5 protein-coding genes are annotated in these 22,751 nt (G+C 47.7%); all 5 read right to left on the bottom strand.

Annotated elements, in window-relative coordinates:
* Positions 1-81: 81 nt before the first annotated feature.
* From C6H66_RS10000 to C6H66_RS09980, 5 genes are read right to left on the bottom strand one after another with little or no spacing between them, the layout of a single operon-like run.
* Entirely contained in the window at positions 82-3,015 is a 2,934-nt protein-coding gene (locus C6H66_RS10000; protein WP_105395486.1) for a salicylate synthase, read from the bottom strand.
* Complete coding sequence (locus C6H66_RS09995) at positions 3,015-3,812, bottom strand: thioesterase II family protein (protein ID WP_228999278.1); 798 nt, start codon at positions 3,810-3,812, stop codon at positions 3,015-3,017. Before C6H66_RS09995 ends, C6H66_RS10000 begins: the two co-directional genes overlap by 1 nt.
* Positions 3,812-4,909, bottom strand: a complete 1,098-nt coding sequence (locus C6H66_RS09990; RefSeq protein ID WP_105395485.1) for a Gfo/Idh/MocA family oxidoreductase — start codon at positions 4,907-4,909, stop codon at positions 3,812-3,814. The genes C6H66_RS09995 and C6H66_RS09990 overlap by 1 nt, the downstream gene beginning before the upstream one ends.
* Positions 4,906-16,620, bottom strand: a complete 11,715-nt coding sequence (locus C6H66_RS09985; RefSeq protein WP_105395484.1) for a hybrid non-ribosomal peptide synthetase/type I polyketide synthase — start codon at positions 16,618-16,620, stop codon at positions 4,906-4,908. Before C6H66_RS09985 ends, C6H66_RS09990 begins: the two co-directional genes overlap by 4 nt.
* Positions 16,620-22,733, bottom strand: coding sequence for a non-ribosomal peptide synthetase (locus C6H66_RS09980; protein WP_105395483.1), 6,114 nt, complete (start codon positions 22,731-22,733; stop codon positions 16,620-16,622). The genes C6H66_RS09985 and C6H66_RS09980 overlap by 1 nt, the downstream gene beginning before the upstream one ends.
* Between the last annotated feature and the right edge of the window lie 18 nt (positions 22,734-22,751).

Below are 22,751 nucleotides of genomic sequence, written 5' to 3'. Positions count from 1 at the left end.
CTTAGAAACCTGAATTCTAGAGAAAACCAGAAACAATTCTGGTTTTCCCGGGGTTGGGAAGAAAAAGTGTTATGACTTCATTTACTCTTTTTTGCCAGAGTAACGGCGAACGTATTTCATAATGCAGTCAAGTTTTTCGCAGGTTTCCTGCCATTCTCTTTCTGGTTTGGAATCTCTGACCAATCCTGCGCCAGCTTGGAGCCAACTGCGTCCTTGATGCTGATAGAGAGAACGCAATACCAGCGCCGCGTCCAGTTTACCTGAGCTATCTAATAACATGACACAACCGCTATAAAGTCGGCGTGGTTCACCTTCGTAACGTGAAATTGCTTGTAAAGAAGGTTTTTTGGGTATCCCCGAAGCGGTTACCGCCGGGAATAGGGCGATAAATGCATCCCAACGATTTTTGTCTGTTTGCAGTAATCCTTTTACCCGTGATGCCAAATGTTGTACCGAACCCCGTTTACGAATCGCCATAAACTCTGATACACAAAGTGTGTCAGCCTGACAAATCGACGCCAACTCTTCTAATGCCAATTTGGCCGAAACAGCATGCTCGGAGATCTCTTTCGGGTCAGAAAGCAAATCTGCTCTCAACCGTTGATCCTGATCTTTATCATGTGTCAAGGCTCTGGTTCCAGCCAATGGTTGTGTACTGACCCAACCTGAACCATCTGCTTCAACCACTGTTTCTGGGCTGAAACCATAAACAGAGAAATCTTCATCCCGTAAGAAGAAGGAGCGGGCAGGTGTGTTAGCCTGACGGCCTAACCAGTAACTGTGTGGCATATCAATACCTGAACCAAGTTCAACCCGACGTGACAGGATCACTTTCTGGTAATGGCCCACGGCAATATCCTTAACCGCATTGGCGACGTTATCCTGATAATGCTTCGCCGCGTCTGGCTGATTAATGATTTCCATATCTTCTGTACATGAGAAAACCGGTGTGCCTAATTGATCAGCCTGGCGAACTTTCTCACTCAATATGGCGAGTTGACCTTCTTCGAGCGTTCGTATCAGAACCTGTCCTTGAGTTATGCGTAATTCATGTTGTGGAATAGTGATTTTTATTAACGCTTCGTTTTGTTGTTCTAATGGCAGCCCATATGTCATATGAGAGAATTCAAATAACGTTCTTCCATAGGCCCGCCAATCCTGAATGGGAAGGGCATTAAGCGCCTGTTCAAGTTTTTGGCTCAATGTGCTGATATCGTATGGATGACGATTACCTTGTGAATCAATCAGTTGTCCTGATGCATCCGCACTGATGGTCGCTGCGCAGCCTATCCCCAATGACCATTCACCTTTTACCTCATAGAGCATATAAGGTTGTGCCTCGTCATCTGAAAGCAAATGCGTAATCAAATCTAGCGGAGTGCTGGTAATAACAACCGTTTGTTCATGATATTGCTGCATTGGACAGCCATGTTCCGCTTGTGCCATCTGTACCAAACGGCGTTTATCAATTTTTCCCACTGTAGTTAACGGCCAAAAGGTGACAAACAACCATTGGTCAGGAATTTTATGACGCTGAACCCCTCTCTGCTGTAGAAATGCCTCTATCTGCGCCGGTTCTGGTTGATTGCCGTTGTTAGGTAAACAGGCACAGATTCGTTCACCCAACAGCTCATCGGGCACAGAAATGACAACGGCATCATCAATGTCAGGGTGTTGCAGCAACAAGGTTTCAACTTCCTGGGTCGAAATTTTCTCACCACTGCGGTTAACCTGTTCTTTAATTCGGCCCTCAACGATCAGATTGCCATCTGAGGTCATACGAACCAGATCACCGGTACGATAGAACCCATCGGTGGTGAAAGCCACGGTATTATGCTGCTCTGCACGGTAATATCCCGTAATGGTGTAAGGACCTCGTGTAATAAGTTCTCCTACCTCGCCAGGTGCTACAGATTGCAAATTGGCATCAACAATTTTGATCTCATCTTCTTCTGATAACGGCCGCCCTTGGGTATTAATGATGACCTCATAGGAATCATCCAATCGGGTATAACAGAGTAATCCTTCCGCTGTACCAAACACCTGCTGCAAAGGCCCAAGGCGTGCTATTACCTGTTCCGCTAGTTCTGGCGTCAACCTGCCGCCTCCCACTTGCAAACAGCGTAGGGATGAAAGATCGCTTTGTTCCCAGTCGCGGGCCTGTTCCCAGAGCCGTGCCAGAGCCGGTACTAATGCCAAATGGGTCACTTTGTGTTGCTCGATTAACGGCATAGCCTCATCACAACTGGCGGTATCGCTCAGAAGGACACTTCCGCCTTGGGAAAGGGTACCTAAAATACCGGGACTGCCTAACGTGAAGTTATGTGCGACAGGCAGTACGGCCAAATAAACACTTTCCGTATTTACCGCACACAGACGGGCTGAGAGCACAAAATCATAGGTATAGGCGTCGTGAGTACGGGGAATTAATTTCGGTGTACCGGTCGTTCCCCCTGAAAGCAATAAAACAGCAATATCACCATAGCTTGGACCAGGAATATTGACCGGTTCATCATCAATGGATGCCAATGCGGTAAATTCTTCCGCTTCTCCGTCAACAATAATTTGTTTCAAATCGGGACAAGATGCCGCAATTTCTCGTGCCATTTCCCGGTAGTCAAAATCATGGATGCAATCGGGAATAATGTAAGCAACCGGGCGAGCAATCTGGCAAAGGGCATGAACGTCATGTGTCCGCTGTGTCGGCATTAATAACACCGGGTGAGCGCCTAACCTAAACAGGGCAAAACAGGTAACGACAAAAGAGATACGGTTAGGCAGTTGTACCATAACGTTATCTCCACGACGGACCCCACGACGAAATAGTCCGCTGGCTAATCTCTCTGCGGATTGGTGCAATTCACGGTAAGTTAGTTGTTGTTCTTGACAGATCAGCGCTGTTTTATCGCCCCAAATACCAGCCCACCCGGCAAGTTGTTGGTCTAGCGTTTTGCCATTCCAAAGATAGTCTGGCGTCAAAGTAAGTGTTTTCCCTGGAATAGAAAAAGGTGCCATTATGCAAACTCCTGTACATATTGTATAAATTGTGTAATGTGACGAATAAAACTTTCAGGTTCTTGAGTAATATAAAAATGGTCGCCTACAACCTCCTTGTAGCGATATGAAAGATGTTGCTCTCCGTCTGCAAGCCATTGCCGCCACTGCTGAACTTCTATCGCAGAAGCCTCTTTGTCTTCACTGCCATAAAGCAGCAATGTTGGTGTTTGCAGTTTTACAGCGTCAGTCTGAATGGGCCGGTAATAACGTTCGGTAGCAAGAAAATCGGCCCGTAGCATCGGTAAGAACAGCTCAAGCAAGCCGGGATCTTCTCGCAAAATCGGGCTACAACCGCCGATATCAATCAATTGTTCAAGAAACTCATGATCAGGCAACCCGCTCAATTGGCGGCGAGATTGAAGATGAGGCGCATGGCACCCCGAAAGTACCAGCGCCTTGGGTGAACAACTTTGTTGCTCAAGGCGTTGGCAAGTTTCAAAAGCAACTTGTGCTCCCATACTGTGACCGACAAGTATCAGGTTCTCTCTCTGTGCGGGGGTGAATGACGCCATCAAGTCAGAAAGTGATTGCGCCAATGGAGCAATACTGGCAGCAGCCTTTTCCGCCATGCGGCTGTCACGTCCGGGGTAAATTACCAATGAAGCCGCTATATCTAAATTTTTCAGTGTGGACCAGTGGCGGAATGCACTGGTACTGCCCCCAGCAAAGGGGCAGATTAACAACGTGTATTTGGGTTCGCCGTGAGTCGTCAGACACGGACGAATCATCGGATGTGTAGGGAGTGCCCACGTCATCAACATTCTTCCTCAGTTAACATCAATTTTGCTGGCTCAATCCAAACAGGGGACGGTAAATCCTGAGTAATAGGCTCTCCCATAATGCGCAAAATTTGTTGCCATAAACCAGCTAACCGCAGTTGGTAATCGTAAGCAAAAGCAGGCGGGCAGGGGGCGCCGTTCAATACAGAACTCAAAGTATTGAGTAGCAATGCCACACCTTTAGCACCATCACATTCAAATGCCGTCATCCAGTTTTTCGTCGCTGGACAAAGGATTTGTGATGTTGTCTGGTGCAAATAGTTACCATCCGGCTGACAGGCATTCAGGTAGAGGCTTTGTTTGTTATTCAAATGATCAGGCGCATGAAGAACGGGTGTCCAAATAACCGGCCCATAACTGGCTTCCTGTGTCAGATAACCGACAGGCCAGATTAGTGTCATTTTATGCATCACCAAATTGTGCATATCTGGATCTCTCGGGTCCAAGTAGGATTGCACGTTTAACGTTACGGTTGTTCTTGCGAAGCTAAGTTCAAAACAGTGAAACGCATTGCTTCGCTGACCAACATAGACTATCTCCATCTGTTCCGGACAGTGACATGCCTGTAACAACAGATCGAGCGCGGAAAATAGCAATTGGCGACTGGTTGTCAAATAACCACTTACCGGACGCTGCTGTGATAAGTGACTAACTTGCCGTGCCGCGTGTAACCAACTTCTTCCAGCATGGCATTGGCTATAAAAGCTATTTACCCAAAACACTGCATTATGTTTTTTGGCGGTTAATTGATGTCTTTTGATGGCCTCTGCATCAAGGGGATGTTCCTGAATGACAGAAATTCCACGAGCCAAAAGTGCTTGAGTGAGCCGATCACCTTTGCCGCCAATCACCTCTGCCCGTATTACCACACAGGCAATATCAATATCATCTGGTAGCTCATCCAATGAGCGGAATAGTGGCACATTAAAATCACGAGCAAGTTGCTGCGAGCGAGCACTGCCCTGAGCCAAAATGCCAGCTAGTTCCAGACCAGACTGAGGTTGTAAGAATGCATTAAGATATAATTCGCCAAATTTCGAACCGACAATCAGAACCCGCCGTGGCTTTATCATATGTTTTCCTTAACAAAATTAGTGGTTGATACTGAATTCAAGATATCTTTCAGACAAGTAACCAATAAACCAACATGTTCATGTTGGAATAGGGTGTAATGGTCGCCCGCAAGTTGCGTCACATTGACCGGACCAAAAGCCTGCCAGCCCAGATCGCTTGAGGCGATGGTGGTTGGATCGAGATAATCCATAAAATCAGGTAGTGCCTGTGCTGCCCGAATAAGCCAGAAAGGCTGTGAAGTCTGCGGTGGACAGTAGTCAAGCAATGCATTCAAGTTATAGCGCCATACGTCATAAAGTGCGGTCAGCGAGCTATCAATCTGTGCAGATTGTGGCAAGGCATCGTGCAATGCATTAAGGAAAGTTTCCGTATCAGCAGCGATAACATGATCATCCAGAGTCAGACTTGGGAATTGTCCCTGCAAATCGAGCAGGAAATAACGATGACAAAATGTTTCATCCAGCGTCAGATCAGTGCGGACATTTGGCGCAAAGCTGTCAATTAGGATGCATTGAGAAACACGTTCACCCATCGCTCGCAATTGATGAGCCATTTCATAGGCCACCAATCCACCAAAAGACCATCCTGCCAAAGCATAAGGACCTTGCGGCTGGAAAGCACGAATTTGACTGATATAGTCAGCCGCCAACGCTGCCACGGAAGGGGTATCTGTATTTAAATTATCCGGGGAAAACGCCAGCCCAATCAGGCGTTGGTCGCCGAAATTGGCCGCCATATGGCGATACCCCAACAGATGTCCACCAATAGGATGCACAATAAATAGTGCCGGTTGCTCAACACTTCCCTTGTTCAATATCACTCCTTGGCAAAGGCTTTCTGGCTGATGTTCAATAAATTCAGCCAATGAGTGTACGGTATCGTAAGTTTGTAGCAGGCTGAGTGGGTATTGACGGTTAAACGTCTGATTAATTTTTACCATTAACCGCACCGCCGCCAGAGAATCACCGCCTAGCGTAAAGAAACTCTCATGCACACTGATAGCTTGTTGTGCCAATACCGATTGCCAAAGGTCCAACACAGCTTGTGCTGTCACACTGAGAGCAACGGATGATACTGGATTGACTTCCTGTACTTCCCCAACCAAGGCCGCTAATGCGCGTCTGTCAATTTTACCGTTGTCTGATACGGGTAGGGTATCGAGAATGATAAAGCGCTGTGGACACATCCAAGCAGGTAAGGTCTGCTGCAACCAATGCGGCAGAACCGGTAAAAGTTCTGTAGATAGCGGTGCTTCATCAGATAAACGCACACCCGCGACGAGTTGCAATGCGCCGTTTGACGTAGTATGTGCAAACGCTAACGCTTGTTGTATATCCGGGTGCTCACATAAGCGGTGTTCAATCTCGCCTAACTCAATCCGGTAGCCACGAACTTTAATTTGGTGATCGTTGCGCCCCAAGAATTCAATATTACCATCTGGCCGCCAGCGCCCTAAGTCACCGGTGCGGTACAACCGTTCACCGGTTTGAGGATGAGTAATAAAGGCTTGGGCAGTTTTTTCTAAATCAGCCCAGTAGCCTAGTGCTAACCCTTGTCCACCAATATAGAGTTCCCCCGTTACCCAGACCGGGCAGGGTGAAAGCGTTGCATTGAGCACATAGAAAGTCTGATTAGCCAGTGGTTTTCCATATGGGATGCTGCGCCAGTTTGGATCAACCTGAGCAATAGGATAGGCAATAGACCAGATTGATGCTTCGGTTGCACCGCCCAAACTGAGAAGATTCAACGCAGGGTGAAGGGCAGATAATCTTTCCGGCAAACTGGTCGGTATCCAATCACCGCTCATCAATACCCAACGCAGGCTATCCAAAGAATGTGGATAATCTCTGGCATACTCCTCAAGCAGTTGTACAAATGCTGGAACAGAGTTCCAAACAGTGACCGATTCTTGCTGTAACCACGTCAATAATTTGTCGGGTTGTCGGCTGTCACCGGGAGAAGGAATAACCAGTTTGGCCCCGCAACTTAAAGTACCGAACAGATCATAAACTGAAAGATCGAATGTCAATTCTGAGATTGCCAGCACGCTATCATGTTCATTGAGGGCAATACGTTGGTTAATATCAAGGATGGTATTAACGGCTCCTTGGTGATCTATCATCACGCCTTTCGGTTTGCCAGTAGAGCCTGATGTGAAGATCACATAAGCTAAGTCCTCAGGACAGGCAGACAAGCGCTGCTCGCCGGTATTTTTCGGCAAGCAGTTAAGTAATGTTTCATCCAGCGCGGTAACCTGTACACCATCAGGCCAACTCATCTGTTGAGCAAACTTAGGTTGAGTTAATACAGTATCAACTTCTCCTGATGCCAATAGCTGATGAATGCGCTGTTGCGGGTAGCTGGCATCAATAGGCAGATAAGCCCGTCCCGCCAATAAAATCGCTATAACCGCGACAACCTGTTCCCAACCCTTTTCCATCACCACGCCAATCAGAGACGAATGCTGATTTTCTTGCGCCAGTAAATGGTCAGCCAATGCCAGACTTTGTGACCACAAAGTGCGGTAATCGATTTGACGGTGAGCATCGACTACGGCAGTACGTTGTGGGTAGCGGTTTACCGTCTGTTCAATTAACGAACAGAGCGTATGTGGCGGAAAACCATTCTTTGTCGCATTACTGTTTTGGCACAAAATCCGATCATTTACCGGGAGCCACTCTGGAAGTGGGACATTCCATTGGTAATCGGGTTCAAGCAAGGCGGCGACGCTAGCCTGATAATGGGCAAACATGTTTTCTGCGACTTGTGGCTGGAACAGTTGCGGTAAAATTGCCCATTGAATGATAACGCCACCATCTGAGCTGGAAATCAGCATACAGTCGAGATAAACATGCGGTGTTTGCGCACCGAAAAGATTCAGCGTTCCCAACCCTGATGGCCCTTGACCCGCAGTACCGGTTGTATCGTTGAACACGATCGGCATACCGGCGTTCAGATTGTGACGGTGCTGATTTTTCTCTCTGAGTACTAATTGACCGTCAAATAGAGCATGTTGCAGATCAGCTAACCACTGTTTCTGAATCCGACTTACCGAGTCACTGAATCCTGTGCTGTTGCGTAAATCCACTTCCAACAATGACGTGGTAGACAAATTCCCCACCAACGTATCGCAATGTTGTGGCATTAACAGTCGGTTGCCATGCAGGACATTGATAGTGAAATGCTCACTGTTGCTCCATACCGCCAGAACATGGGTGAATAACGTCAACATAACCTGTGATGGGGACACTCGGTATTCTGCTGCGCGTTGTTGCAAACGCTGCCATTGTTGCGGATTGATACATCCCGTCAGACATTGTTGATTAAGCTCTTGTGACTGATGATCTTTTAACGGCAACTCCGGTGCATCAGGCAGATAAGGTAAGCGATTAAGCCAATATTGTCTGCTTTGTTGCCAGGCTTCCCCTGTTTTCTCATCATCCAGTGCTTGAATATAGTCACTAATAGTCGCGGCCGGTGGTTCTGGCTGCCAATTGGGCTCCTGATACCCGCGTTGCAAATCACTTAGAATTAACGTCAGACTTTTGCCATCAGCGACTAACAGATCGATAGTCAAATGCAATAGATGTGTCCGGTCATCAATATGATATAGCGTCAAATCAAACAGCGGCCAATTATCACTAGGAACACCTTTAGTGCGCAGAATATCGCGGGCATCAGCGAGCTTTGTTTCGCATTGAGCAGGTATCATGTCACGGCAGTCGATTACCGTCGGGGTATAGCAGGGAACTTCCGACAGAATATGATATTGCCCATCCTTCACATAGCCACGTAATTGCAGATGATGGTTGATTACACGGTTCCAGGCAGTAGTGAAACGAGGCAGATCAAGATTATTGATAGCCAGTTCAGCATAGAAATGAGCGATACCGTTACCAAACTGGAACAGTTGGCTCTCGCCCAACCAATAAGCATATTGCAACGCAGTAAGTGGAAGTGTTTGCTCCGATGCTGGTTTAGTCTCAAGTGGAACAACCTGTGTAGCTAGTGTTGTTTCAACTGTTTCAATTGTCCGCAAAGTACGGCAAAACTCGCTCAACTTAGGATGTTCAAACAGTTGTTGCAGATTTGCCTGTTCATAGCCCTGACGACGCAATTGCACTACCATCCGGGTAGCAATTAAGCTGTCACCGCCACTCTGGAAAAAGTCACTGTGGCGCTGTATTGGCTGAGGAAGCAGTGAACACCAGAGCGCGATAACCTGCTGTTCTATATCATAGAACTGGTCATCCGCCGTTTCCGGTTGCGCTGTTTCCGAAGTTGATGACTGTGCCGTGCTCTCTTTAGCGGTCACGATCAACGGCAATTGTTCTTGCTGTTGAACATGCAATGAGTAAGGCAAAGCGGAAAATTGCGCCGCTATTTCACTGACATTAAGCCGTACTTGCCGTTCAGCACGCGCCAGAATCAGTTGTTGATGCAGTTCTGGTCCATCTTGTCCCGGCCATTCCAATGAAACCCGATAGCCGGATTTTTCCAAGCACTTACGCCAACCCGCAAGCGCCATCAATGCACTGTCGCCGCGATCATCACTCCAGGCATTAATACCTTCAATAAATCCAACACTAGCGAGTTGCATAGCGCTTTCACGTTTCGTTGATTCAATAATCAGCAGCCATCCACCGGTTTTCAGTAATCGTGACAGACGCTGTAAGGTGTTTTGCAGATGGGTTGCATCATGCAACACATTAACCGCCATAATCAGGTCGTAACCGGATTCTGGATGCTGGCTAAAATCAATACGCTGATTAATATCGAACAGAGCAAATTTTACGGTTTCGCCATAATGATTGAGCAACTGGCGTGCATCATCCAGGAATAGCGGCGAAACATCGGTAAAGTGATAGCTTTCAATCGATTGTGCATTATATTCAAGTACCTTCGCTGAGGTTGCACCGGTTCCTGCGCCAACTTCCAGCATGGTGAAATGATCAGATACTTGATTCAATTGCCGGATAATTTCAGCGGCAGTTTGGTTCAGACACCGCAACGCGGGATTCTCGCTATAGAGGCTGGCAGTGGTCTGTTTATCGGCAAACAGCAGTTCCAAAGCATTACCTCGCCCGGCAAGCAGGGCGTCATGTTGCTCGATACATGTCGCGACATAACGGCTAATGGTTTGACACCACACTGCGTCGTCCAGCTTTGCCGTAGGAGAAGGAACATGATTCAGCGGTTGCAAACAGCGGTATCCACCAGCGGTTTTTTCAATAAATCCTTGGTTGTTTAATAACGTCAACCATTGGGTAAGAAGACGCTGATACTGTGGCGCAAGTTGTAAACGTTGTTCAATCTCTTCACGAGAGTGATATTGCTGAGGAGAAGTGAACAAGTTGTGGCGCAGTAATGTCTGGCTCAAGCCGAGTAATGCTTGCTGTTCAATGTATTGCCAAGAGCGTTCAAACGCCTGTTGTTCGGTTAACTCAGGCAGAGGTAACAGATCGGTGTTTATCGCCTGTGGTTCTGATAACTGTAATGGCAGATTATTTTCCGCCACCAGCCATACATTATAACCTTGCGTGTCGTCCTGACATGGTTGAATTTCTGCCAGTCGGATTTCAGGTTTAGCACGCAGATATTGCTCGGCCTGACGCAATTCAGGTTGTTGCGGCCAGAAATCATAACGTGCATGGCCAGAAGGTGGTGTATGAAGATCATAATGTTCTATACGGTCAGATTGTCGGCAAATTTGCACTAACAGCGCGCTATAAGCAGCAAACAGTGCTTCAATAACTCCCGACGCCAATACGTCATCCATGCAGTACCAGTTAAACAGTAGATCACCATCCACTTCCATGACCTGATGATCCAGCCAGACTTGCGGGGTTTGACTCAGCACAAAGACCGGATCGCCCAGTAACTGGGTGATGGATTGTTTGATAGCGACGCCTTCTTGCGCCATTCCTAACATGCTGGTGAAAACCACCGGCGTCAGCGGTTGTCTGCTATGGGCTTCACCATTTTGTTGGCGGCCAAGTTCTCGCAATACCTCAACACCATTGACATAGTTATGGCTCAGTCGTTGCCATAACAAAGCTTGGGTTTTCTCCATGCTGGCACGCAGGGAAGTTGTCTTGCGTAAGTCAAAATCCATCAACATGACGGAGGTAAAATCACCAATCAGATCTTGAACCTCTGGATGGAAAGGTTGCCGGTTAAAGAATGTCAGATTGAGGGTAAACAACGGATGGCGGCTGTACCATTCCAAAGTATGAGCAAACAGCGTCAACAGACCGGCAGAAGGAGTCACTCCCCATTGTTGCCAACGTTGTTTAAGCATTTGCCAATCAGATTGTGCTAATCGACCTTCATAAGTTGTGAATTGTGGCTGACTACGCTGAGGTAGTTGTGGATTCAACGGCAATCTTGGCGCCGGAGGCAACGAAGGTAATTGTTCCTGCCAGTATGCCCATGATGTTCGCCACTCTTTACTTGCCCGTTGAGCCTGTTCCGCCATCACATAGTCACGGAAAGTAAATGCTTGTGGAGCCAATGGTTGCTGGTGATAAGCGCGTTGCAAATCGTCCATCATGATTCGGAAGCTTTGTACGTCAAACTGCAACAGATCCAGATTCATATGTAAGCGACAGTGCGCATTCGGTAGCAGAGAAACAGAAACTTCAAACAACGGCCACTGTTCTGCTGGAGGAACCTGATAAGAAAGTGTATGGCGACGCTGAACCAATGCCTGTTCACAAGCTGTTTCATCCAGCATACGCAAATCATCTTGCGATAAAACATACCAAGGCGTTTCAGGCAAAATTCTTTGCTGTCCATCTTCATCCACTATCATGCGCAACATGCCATGACGCTGGATCAAAGCATTCCATGCCTTCTCAAAACGCGGAATATCAAAACGATCCAGTGTCAGATCCCACTCAAATAAGACGTGACACGCAACACCGCCAAAATCAATAGCCTGAGTACGACCAATCCAGTAAGCATGCTGAATAGGGGTCAGAGGGAATGGAGCATGACGTTGGGCGTTGTCAATAATGATCTCAGGCTGATAACAGGCTACTGGTTGTTCAGGTAACGCGTCGCCAATAAGCCGATTAAGCCCCTCTAAAGTCATATTCTGATAAGCCAACTCGGCAGTTAGTCTGAAACCAAATTGCTGGTGGATCACCGCATTTAGCTCTAGGAACAGCAGGGAATCCAAACCAAATTGCAGTAAGTCTTGTTGCGGTTCCAAACGTTCAGGCTGTTCCAACCGTAACAACGCAGCGATACGTTGACGCAACCAATAGAGCCGTTCTTCTTCATCCTGATACCGCGTGTTATCGACAACGTGCGAAGAAGTCAGCGTTGTAGTTGTAATGTCAGCCTGTAAACGACGCAGAATATCAGGATGATGCTCATCCAACCGTATTGCCAGATAGCAAGGAGATGCACTGCGCAGAGATTGATTAAAATGCCAGATACCTTCATTGACGCTGAACGGCAACATGCCATCTTGTGCCAGTTTTTCCACTAATCGCTGGTCGCGGGCCATACCAACGCCACCCCAAACACCCCAGACCAGCGCTTTTACCATCAATGAATCCGGTGCCGTCAGAGCCAAAGACTCCAGGTAAGCATTGGCAACGGCATAGGCACCTTGTCCTTGAGCGCCTAACATTGATGCGGCAGAAGAATGAAGCAACAGATAGTGTGCATTATGTTGCTTAAGGGCAGTTTGCAATGCCGATGCACTCAGCGCTTTTACTGATAACATCTGTGACAGACGTTGAGGTTCAAGTTCTGCCAACCTCGTGTGATCAGCGATACCCGCCGCATGAATTGCCCCGGCGATACCATCCTCTTGTGCCAGCGTCCGCACTGCATTTAACATGGCTGGCGTATCAGTAACATCAACTTTAATCCAGCGTATCTCACATTCAGTATTCAGTGATAACTCTTGAACAAAAGCGTCCCAATCCGCATGTTGACGACGGGCAAATACCGCAATTCTACGTGCGCCTTGGGCCAACAACCAACGGATGGAAATCTGACCAACTCCGCCCATTCCCCCGGTTACGATATGCCAACCCTGATGGGGAATCGACATCGGCTGTTGAGAGAACCGCAATGGTTGACGTTGTAAAACCGGTACAGAGACTTGATTGCCGCGTACTCTCAGCCAACGGTTACGTTCACTCAAATAACCAAGCGCTAATGACAAAGCATCAGCATCATTGATATCAGCAATATCAATCGCTTGAATACGACGATGGGGATATTCTTCAACTGCGACACGCAACAACGCCCAGACAGCGTATTGAGCTAGGTTGATATTCTCTGGTGATAAGGTGGTTTCCGGTTGAGCGCAACAGGTGACAACGGTTAGTGATGTCGCTTCATCACGTTTTAATTCGGTAATAACCTGATTGCATAATTCAAGTACATCATTGCCGGTAAGCAGTAATAAGATGTTTCCGCTTTCTGGCTGTAAACGAATACCCGCCTGATGCCAACGATTGACCACTTCGTCATTTGTAGTTGAAGAACAGAGAGCATATGCCGTTGAAGATCTTGGGATATCTATGGTGTTTATTGTACGCCAATGTAGGGCATAGTGGGTATCAGGGCACGGTTGTGGCGCCGGAAGCCATGAGTTGACCACAGCTGGTGTTGCCACAAACTGGCGCGGCAAATCGCAACGAGCGCTCAACAGGGCAAACAGACGCTCACCGGCATAAATCAAAGCCGGGAAAACAGTGAGTAAACTTGCCTCTAATAACCGGCGTTTGGCATAAGGCAGAGGACGCTCAGGACGATACATTTTACTCGCCGTTGGCCCAGAAATTTCCCGGTAATAACCTTGCTGGACGCAATAGGTTAATAATTGTTCCAACAAAGGACGCCAACAAGGTTGCAGTCGGCCAGCCCGAATCGTGTCGGTGGCCCCGAAACCTTGTTCAGCATCACGCCCATGACATTGATATACCAATGCATCGGTATACAACACGCGTAGTGTTACAGCATCGGAGTTTTGCTCAATGGCAGGATCGAGAAGAGCATTTACATCAAGTCCAGCATTGATATTGGTTGTGGGCGGCACAGATTTGGTAGCAGGGAAACGGTAATGCTGTTCATCAAATGGATAAAGCGGCGCGTGGCATTTTTCCCCAGTGATGGGGAAAAGATGCGGCCAATCAAGATGCACACCAGCACAGTAAAGTTGCATAAGCGCCGTTTGCTGTGCTGTCTCTGGAGAGCTTTGACGCTGTACGCCAGCAATCCAGGTTTCCTGTGGCAGACTGATGCGCCGCCCGATGCCGGTTAATTGTGCATCAGCCCCCATCTCCATAAATAATGTCGCCCCTTGCTGGCGGGCAAATTCAACAGCCGGGTAATAACGTACAGTCTGACGCATATGGTTACGCCAGTAGTCCGGTGAAGCCAATTGTTCAGCCGTTGCAATATTAGCTGTCAGGGTAGAAATCAGCGGAATTTCCCCCAATGCAGGTTGCAACTGGCTACAACGCAGAGAAAATGCCTCCAGTACGCCATCAAGCATGGCTGAATGTGCTGCACAAGCAACATTAAGACGCTGGCAACGAATCTGCTGTTGCTCCAGACGTTGCGCCAAAGTAGCAATTTCCGTCTCTGTACCGGCCCAAACCCAGTGTTGTGGGCCATTGCAAGCCGCCAGATCTAATGTCAGCGAATGAACAAACGGAAACACATCTTCTTCATTGGCAAAAACCGCCAGCATTGCCCCCCCTTGGGAACAACTTTGCATCAGTTTGCCTCGTACCGCTACTAACGGCATCACCTGTTCAGGTGTGAAAATCCCGGCAACAACGGCAGCGGCAAACTCGCCAACCGAGTGCCCCAGAACATAATTAGGCTTCAATCCAAGAGCCAGCCAATGTGCCGCCAGTGCAATTTGATGCGCCACAATTGCCGGTTGTGCGTATTCGGTAGTGGCTAATGCGGCATCATGTTCTCCGAACATGACTGCTTTTAATGGCAGTGCCAACTCTGATGTACAGGCAGCACAGCAATGATCCAACATAGCGGAAAAAATAGGAGAGCTGGCATACATGGCTTTCCCCATTCCAGACCATTGACAACCTTGGCCACTAAATTGCCAAAGTTGCTTACCTTCGCTATTGACTTGGCCACTGAAAATATCTTGTGTTGGATTTTTGTTGGCAAAAGCGGATAAATTTTCAGCACTTTGTGGCGTTAGCGTCAACGCTAAACGCCAGGGTAATGAGAGATCACGCCCCTGTAATGCGGTCCAAGCCAGATCTGCATGATGCTCTGGCGCATCATTGAGGGCGGTCGCATAACGTTGCGCCAATTGACGTAATGAAGATTCAGAAGCAGCAGAGAGCAATAAAGGCGAAGTCTGCGCATGATAGGTACGATGACGACGTAATTCTTCCGGCAATGATTGCACTACAACATGACAGTTGGTACCGCCAATACCGAACGAAGAGACGCCTGCGGTTCGTAATGTTTGTGTCCAATTCTCTCCTTGCGTTGCCAACCTGAACGGACTTTGTTCCAACCGTAACGCCGGGTTAGGTTGCTGAACATTGATCGTCGGTGGAATATAACCATGCCAAACAGACAGGACCGCTTTAATTAGGCTGGCAATACCGGCGGCCGTATCGAGATGGCCCATATTGCTTTTTACTGAGCCAAGATAACAAGGCGGTACCGCTACACTACGGTCAGAAAATATGCTACGCAACGCGTCAACTTCTATCGGATCGCCAAGTGGTGTGCCTGTACCGTGTGCTTCAATCATGCCAACATCATCAATGCTGACATCAGCCAGTTGGAGAGCTTCGGTAATAACACTACGCTGACCGTTAACCGAAGGGGCAGTAAAGCCAACTTTCTCATTGCCATCATTATTAATTGCACTGCCACGCAGCACAGCCATGATGGGATCGCCATCGCGCAGCGCGTCACTCAAGCGTTTCAATGTGACCACGCCAACACCGTTGCCACCATAAGTGCCATTTGCCTGGCTATCAAAGGGGCGGCAATGTCCATCAGGGGAGAAGATCATTCCCGGCTGATACAAGTAACCACTTTCTTGAGGGAAAGAAACCGCCACACCACCGGCTAACGCCATATCACACTCACCGGCACGCAAATTTTCACAAGCCATATGCACGGCAACCAGTGAACTTGAACACGCTGTTTGTACCGTCAGTGCTGGGCCTTTCAGGTTTAATTTATAAGCGGCGCGTGTCGCAAGATAATCTTTATCGTTGCTGATTAACGCTTGAAGTCCTTTAACTTTGCCGACATCGGTCATGGAAAATTGTGACCATGAAGGCCAAGTACTGACCCGGCTACTACCAAAAACACCGGTTTTCAGGGGTACATGACGTGGCGCATAACCGGCATGTTCAAGGGCATGCCAGGCGGTCTGGAGAAAAAGACGCTGTTGAGGATCAAGCATCTCTGCTTCCTGACGTGAATAACCAAACAGCGAGGCGTCAAATTGTTCCGCCTTCTCTAATATCGCTGCCCGATTGACAAAATTTTCACTCTCAATGACTTCAGGAGGAATATCTGCATCTAATAATGTTTGACGGGCGAGTGGCACAGTACACTCAACTCCGTGTTGCAGGTTATACCAGAAAGCATCGCTATCTGGCGCCTGCGGAAAGCGGCAGGCAAGGCCAATCACTGCGATAGGATCGCAATTATCGTAGTGAGGCGTTAAATCAGTCATTATGCAGCTCCTTTATGACGTTTTTCCCGTTGTTGCAGACGCTTTTGTTGTTGACGCTGACGAGGAGTGATCGACAAGCGATTTCCATCGTGAGAATCCTTCCGGCAGCGTAAACTGAGCGTCTCTGGTGTTGGATAAGCAAATAAATCAGTCACGGCAAGATGATGAAAACCCGCATGTTGTAATCTGCTATGCAATTGAATGAGTTGTAGCGAGCTGGCTCCTGCCTCAAAAAAGTTTTGTTGTACGTTAATAGGATGATTTGTTATGGACAAAAATAGATGTTGAATTTCGCTGCATATTTGTGGGTCATATCCCTCTGAACGCAGTGATGGCGCAATAGCGACAGAACTATTTTCAACCATCACGGATTGTCGGCGCGGCATCAGTTGTTCCAGTACTGCATGCCAACTTTCTGGCTGTGCCGCAAGGGTGCGTAGTAGCGTCATGTAGCTATTGAACATGTTTTGCAACTGACGCGGTTCAAATAATTCTTCAACAGCATCCCAATTCAGACAAAGTTCATTGTCAGATTCATAAACCTGATGATCCAACCAGATTTGTGGCGTTTGGGAAATACCCCAAACGGGTTTCATCCACGATGAATGCGACAGGAATTGCCCTTGATGTGTTCCCAATGCACTGGTGAAAACGACCGGCATAATGGCAGCGTCAGGGCCGCGACTCTGCGCCAGTTCACGCATCACTCTGATTGCTGAAATGTGACGGTGATCAAGATCCTGCCAGAGCTGTTGTTGCAATCTACGGGCGCTTGATAACCAGTTTTTCTCCGGGCGCCATGCCAGTAATGACAGCGAAGTGAAATCACCCAGAATGTGATTAATATCTTCATGCCAGTGTGGACGATCGAAAAGGGTAAGGTTGAGCGTTAGCTCCGGTTTAGTACTGAACGCAGACAGGACCGCTGCATAAGCCGCAATTAATAACGCGGAAGGGGTTATCTGATAAGGAGCGGCATGTTGTTTTAACTGACTCCATTCATATGCAGATAACCGATCGCTATAGCGCACAAAACGGGGCGATTGAACATTTTCTGGGGCAATACGCAGTGGCAATTGTGGCGCCAGTGGTAATGTTTTCACTTGCTCCTGCCAATATTGCAACGAACTCTGATGTGTTGGCGCCTGTTGCTGACGTAGTACACAATCCCGGAATGTAACTTTCAATGGCGGCAATTCGTGTTGTTCATCAAGATAGAGCTGTTCTAATTCAGCCAGCAATATCTGCATGCTCAACCCGTCTAATAGCAGATTATCCAGACTGACAAATAGCCGGGAGACCATCCCATCGTCTTGAGCAAGCTGGAAATCGAACACCGGCCAGTTACCGACATCTAATACCTGATGTGAAAGCTGTTCACGTAATGTATCTGCCTGCGTAATGTCGGTGAATTGATGTTGTTTGACAGAGAACGGCGAAACATTTTCTAATACCTGCTGCTGACCATTGACAACCACGGTTCTGAGCATTGGATGACGCTGGATCAGACGATTTAGTACCCGATTTAAACGTTGAACATCTAACTGTTCTATCCGGTATTCAATAAAGAAATGTGCCCCAACACCACTTAAAGCGAAACCCGGATGGCGTCCGACCAAATAAGCCTGTTGAACTTCCGTGAGTGGGAAAGGTTGGTATTCATTTTGCTCTTTCGGCAGAGCGCACTCTGATGATGAAATTTCAGCCAAAGGAACCAGTGTAGCCGCAAACGCAGCCAATTGTGGATTACGGAAAAGATGACCTAGTTCACCTTTGAAACCTTGTTGTGTCAGTTCACCAACCAAACGTGTAGCCAGAAGACTGTCTCCACCAAGTTGGAAAAAGTCACTGTCACGGCCCAGTTGCTCGGTATTGAGCAAACGTTGCCAAATTCCAGCAACGGTTTGTTCCACCGCATTCAACAAAGCCATTTCATTCTGGCGTGGTGCGGTCTCGGTTTTTGTCGCGGACTGTAGTTCTTGCGATAACGCTTTACGATCAATTTTGCCGTTAGGTGTCAGCGGCAGGCGAGGAATGATATGCAAACGCTGTGGGATCATATATCCCGGCAGATGTTGTGCCAGCACCGATTTAATCTTTTCACGATCGGGAATAGTGACACTGTAACTTGATTGCATCAATAACACACTAAGATTGCCGATGGTAATTGGCGTTTCGGTCTGTAGTGGTAATAATTGTGGCAATAGCGATAACCACTGTGACGCAGAGCGTAATTGAATACCTTGAGGTGAAAGCAACTCAGTCGTAATCAGGGAGAGAGACGATGCTTGTTGCAACTCCATTGCTAATATCAACGCGCCAGGTTGAGCAAGCGGTAACAATTCCTTGACACAACGTGCGGGATCTTCTTCCCGATGTAGTACGTTATTCAACAGAATAATATCAGCCTGATGTTGCAGCGACTCAGGAACTTGTTCAGGCCAACTTTGTTTAGACCAACCTTGTACTGATGCGTGAGCATAGCCGCTTAACCGTGTTTGCGCCTGATTGACCAGTGCCTGAGAACGTTCAAAGCCGAGATAACAGAGGTGCTGATCAGTAATATGCTCTGCCAACCACTGCGCACAGCGACCGCTGCGAGCATCAAACTCCATCAAAGTCACAGGGCGTTGTAATCGCAGAGAGAGGGCAGTGATTACCTGTTGCAATCCGACCAACCATTGCCGGGTTTCTGGCAACACAAACAACTGTTGTTCCGGTGCGAATTGTGGATCATCAAGCAATGTTACCGCTGACTGTTGCCCGGTAAGAATACTACGTAGCATAGAATGCCAGCGTTCAGGGATATCTGCTTCATTATTAATAGAGGATGATAATCCGGCCTGATATACATGCGGTGTAGATTCAGTCAGTACTTTACATTGGCAAAGATATGCCAACATACGGCTAAACCAATCATGGTATTCCGGTTGGAGCTGATAGTGTTTCAAGCAATCTGTCAGTGATTGTGGTGAAGTAAAAGTAATACCGTGACGAGATAGGTGTTCCAACAAGAACATTGCAACTTGAGGTTCACTGCTATCCGCAGTTATTGCATGCACTGCGGGGAACAGCTCGCGATAGCCAACGGGTAACTGCGGCGCACGATTTACCCGTTGGCATAAAGAATCGCCTTCCAATTCAAGGAACGCCACCAGCGATTTCTCCTTTTCACCACTGGCGAGCGCCACTCCTTTGCTGATTCCGGTTACTTGATTAAGGGCTGCATCAATTTCCCCCAACTCAATTCGATAACCACCAATTTTTACCTGACTATCACGACGTCCCAGAAATTCAAGCCAGCCTTCAGGATGGTAACAACCCAGATCACCGGTGCGGTACCAACGTTCCCCTTGATCGACAACAAATTGCGCAGAAGTACGCTCTTCATCATTAAAGTAACCTAATGCAACACCTGCGCCACCAATCCAAAGCTCACCGACAACCCAATCAGGGCAATCACGGCCATCTTCACCTACCACACGATAACGCTGGTTAGCCAAGGGATAGCCATACGGAATAGAGCGCCACTGTGCTGCAACTTCTCTGACGATATATTCGTTTGACCAAACAGCCGCTTCTGTAGCACCACCCATTGCACTCAACACACCACCAGGATTGAATGCCCGGTAACGTTCAGGCAGTGATAAACCAATCCAGTCCCCGGACAACATCACGGTACGAAGTACTTTCGGTGCATCCACTTCCATCCCTTCACAATAGGTCAGTAACATGTCGAACAGTGCCGGTACGCTGTTCCATATCGTTACGTTGTAATGAGAGATCAACATTTCCCAGGTTGATGGATCACGACGCTGTGCTTCATTAATTAATACCAACGCGCCTCCCGCCGTGAGAATACCGAAAATGTCATAAACGGAGAGGTCGAAATGTAGGGCAGAGAGTGCCAATAATCGGTCGTTACTTTGAACCTGATGACGACGATTAATATCCAGACAGGTATTGAGTGCGCTTTGGTGGCTGATAACCACCCCTTTTGGTATACCGGTTGAGCCAGAGGTATAGATAATATAAGCCGGATCAGTCACCGCACGCTTAGCCATATTTGCCAAAGGCAACCATTGCTCATCCTGATGCCAGGAAACACAATGTACATCTTGCGACCAGTCATCATATTGTTGCTCAGGAGCAATGATAACGACACGAATTCCAGCACTTTCGCAAATAGCACGACGTCGGTTTACTGGCTGATCAACCGGGACCGGTACATAAACGCCGCCGACATAAAGTATCGCCAATACCGCGACAATTTGTCCGACGCCTTTTTCCATGCTAATGGCAACCCGATCTCCTGGCATAACCGACATTTTTTGCAACACGGCAGCCAACCGGCGAGCGGCCAAACTCAATTCACCATAACTAATTTCCTTATTATTAGTCACCAAAGCAACAATATTTGGTGTACGTTCTGCCTGTAAGAACACACCCTCATGCAGAAGGGCGTTCGGCAAAGGTTCAGTTGTGTCATTGATCTGATGCCGAAGCTGGTATTGCGATTCAGGCATCAGATCCGGTAATTCTTCACTCCACTGGGTGGCGTTTTCCGTTAGGTTCTCAATGAACCCCTGATAAGCGGTAAACAAGGTATCCATTAGCCCATCAGGGAAGAGTTCGTCGTTACTATCCCACTGAATATTCAGCATGTTTTCATGTTCAAATGCAACGAAATCCAACCATACCTGAGGGGTTTGTGATATTCCCCAACTTGGTTTTCCCAGAACATCACGGGTATTTTCGCCATATAAAGGTCGGCCTAAATTGCTGGTAAACACAATTGGCGCACCATGTGGATGGCTGCCGCGTTTTTTAAGTTCACGTAAAACTTCTACACCAGACCAATGGCGGTGTTCGTAGGCTTCGGCAAATGTTGCCTGCGCGTCTTGAGCCAGTTGGCAGAATGGCAAATTATCAGCGGGAATATCTAACAGCAGAATATTAGTAAAGTCGGCCAGCAGGCCATCAACCGCGGCGTGCAATGGCGCTCTATCAAACAACGTCAGGTTAAACAACAGACGAGGCGCATGGTTCCAGCGACATAATAAACCAGCAAATGCGGTCGCCAACGCCATCGTTGGCGTAACACCATTTTGTTGAGCAAGTTGTTTAAAACGTTGCCAATGTTCAGGAGCCAAACGGAAACATCTGCGCTGAATGCGGACATTTTTTATTAGCAAAGGTTCCTTAGCCAGCGGAAGTTGTGGGGCGGGGGGAAGGGTATCTAACCGGTTACGCCAAAATACCTCTGCTTCTTGTCGAGCCTGAGCAAATTGCGCCTGATATTGCGCCAAGTAGCTGCAAAAATCGTAATCAGAAGGGATAGCGGGTAGGTTACGTTTGACAATTAATGCCGCCAGTTCAGTAAAGAACAGGCTAAAACTGGCGGCATCCATGATCAACAAATCAATATTCGCGTGCAACCGGTGCTGATTCTCACCAAATAGACTGAGCTGAATATCGAACGTTTCCCCTTGTTCAACCTGTAATACCCGATGGCTTAGTTGTTCACGTACATTGTTCAGCGCTTGTTGCTGTTCGTCCACTGTCAAGCTGTGCAAGTCATGAACCGTTAATTTTTTCCAATAAGCGTCGGTCATACCTTGCTGGCGACCATCTGGCAAAAATCGTACTCGTAACATCGGATGTCGCTGAATCAACTCATGAATTGCCGCTTCCAGTCGTTCAGGTTCCAGCCCGATACCATCAAATTCTTGATATAAATGGCAACCTACTCCTCCCAACGTCTGTTCCGGCGAACGCCCAACAAAATAAGCATGTTGTACTGCGGTCAGTGGGAACGGACGCGCATCTGCAATCAGTGGTTGCGCCGCATCAGACTTAAGAGCTGTGTGAGTAACAGGCACATGACGTTGCAGAAGTTGGCTCCAGGCATACAGTGTGGGTTTTTGATAAAGTTCACGCAAAGTGACGCGATATCCTTGACGCCTCAACTGATTTAACAATGCCATCATTTGCATTGAGTCCAGCCCTCTGCGAATTAAATCGTCGTTATCATCCACCAATGTATTTTTTTGAGTAAACAGGCCAGATATGATCTGACGCAGTGAATCTGGAGAGACAAGATCCGTGTGCATGAAGATATCCTATAAATA

Source organism: Photorhabdus hindustanensis (assembly GCF_002968995.1).
In the GTDB taxonomy this organism is placed as follows: Bacteria; Pseudomonadota; Gammaproteobacteria; order Enterobacterales; family Enterobacteriaceae; genus Photorhabdus; species Photorhabdus akhurstii.
The sequence above is the reverse complement of the archived record's forward strand: the minus strand, read 5'-3'. Positions and strand labels throughout refer to the sequence as shown.

What these genes read in the sequence shown, in the direction of transcription:
- C6H66_RS10000 (WP_105395486.1), bottom strand. Translation starts at nt 3,015, where the DNA reads ATGGCACCTTTTTCTATTCCAGGGAAAACACTTACTTTGACGCCAGAC.
- C6H66_RS09995 (WP_228999278.1), bottom strand. Translation starts at nt 3,812, where the DNA reads ATGACGTGGGCACTCCCTACACATCCGATGATTCGTCCGTGTCTGACG.
- C6H66_RS09990 (WP_105395485.1), bottom strand. Translation starts at nt 4,909, where the DNA reads ATGATAAAGCCACGGCGGGTTCTGATTGTCGGTTCGAAATTTGGCGAA.
- C6H66_RS09985 (WP_105395484.1), bottom strand. Translation starts at nt 16,620, where the DNA reads ATGACTGATTTAACGCCTCACTACGATAATTGCGATCCTATCGCAGTG.
- C6H66_RS09980 (WP_105395483.1), bottom strand. Translation starts at nt 22,733, where the DNA reads ATGCACACGGATCTTGTCTCTCCAGATTCACTGCGTCAGATCATATCT.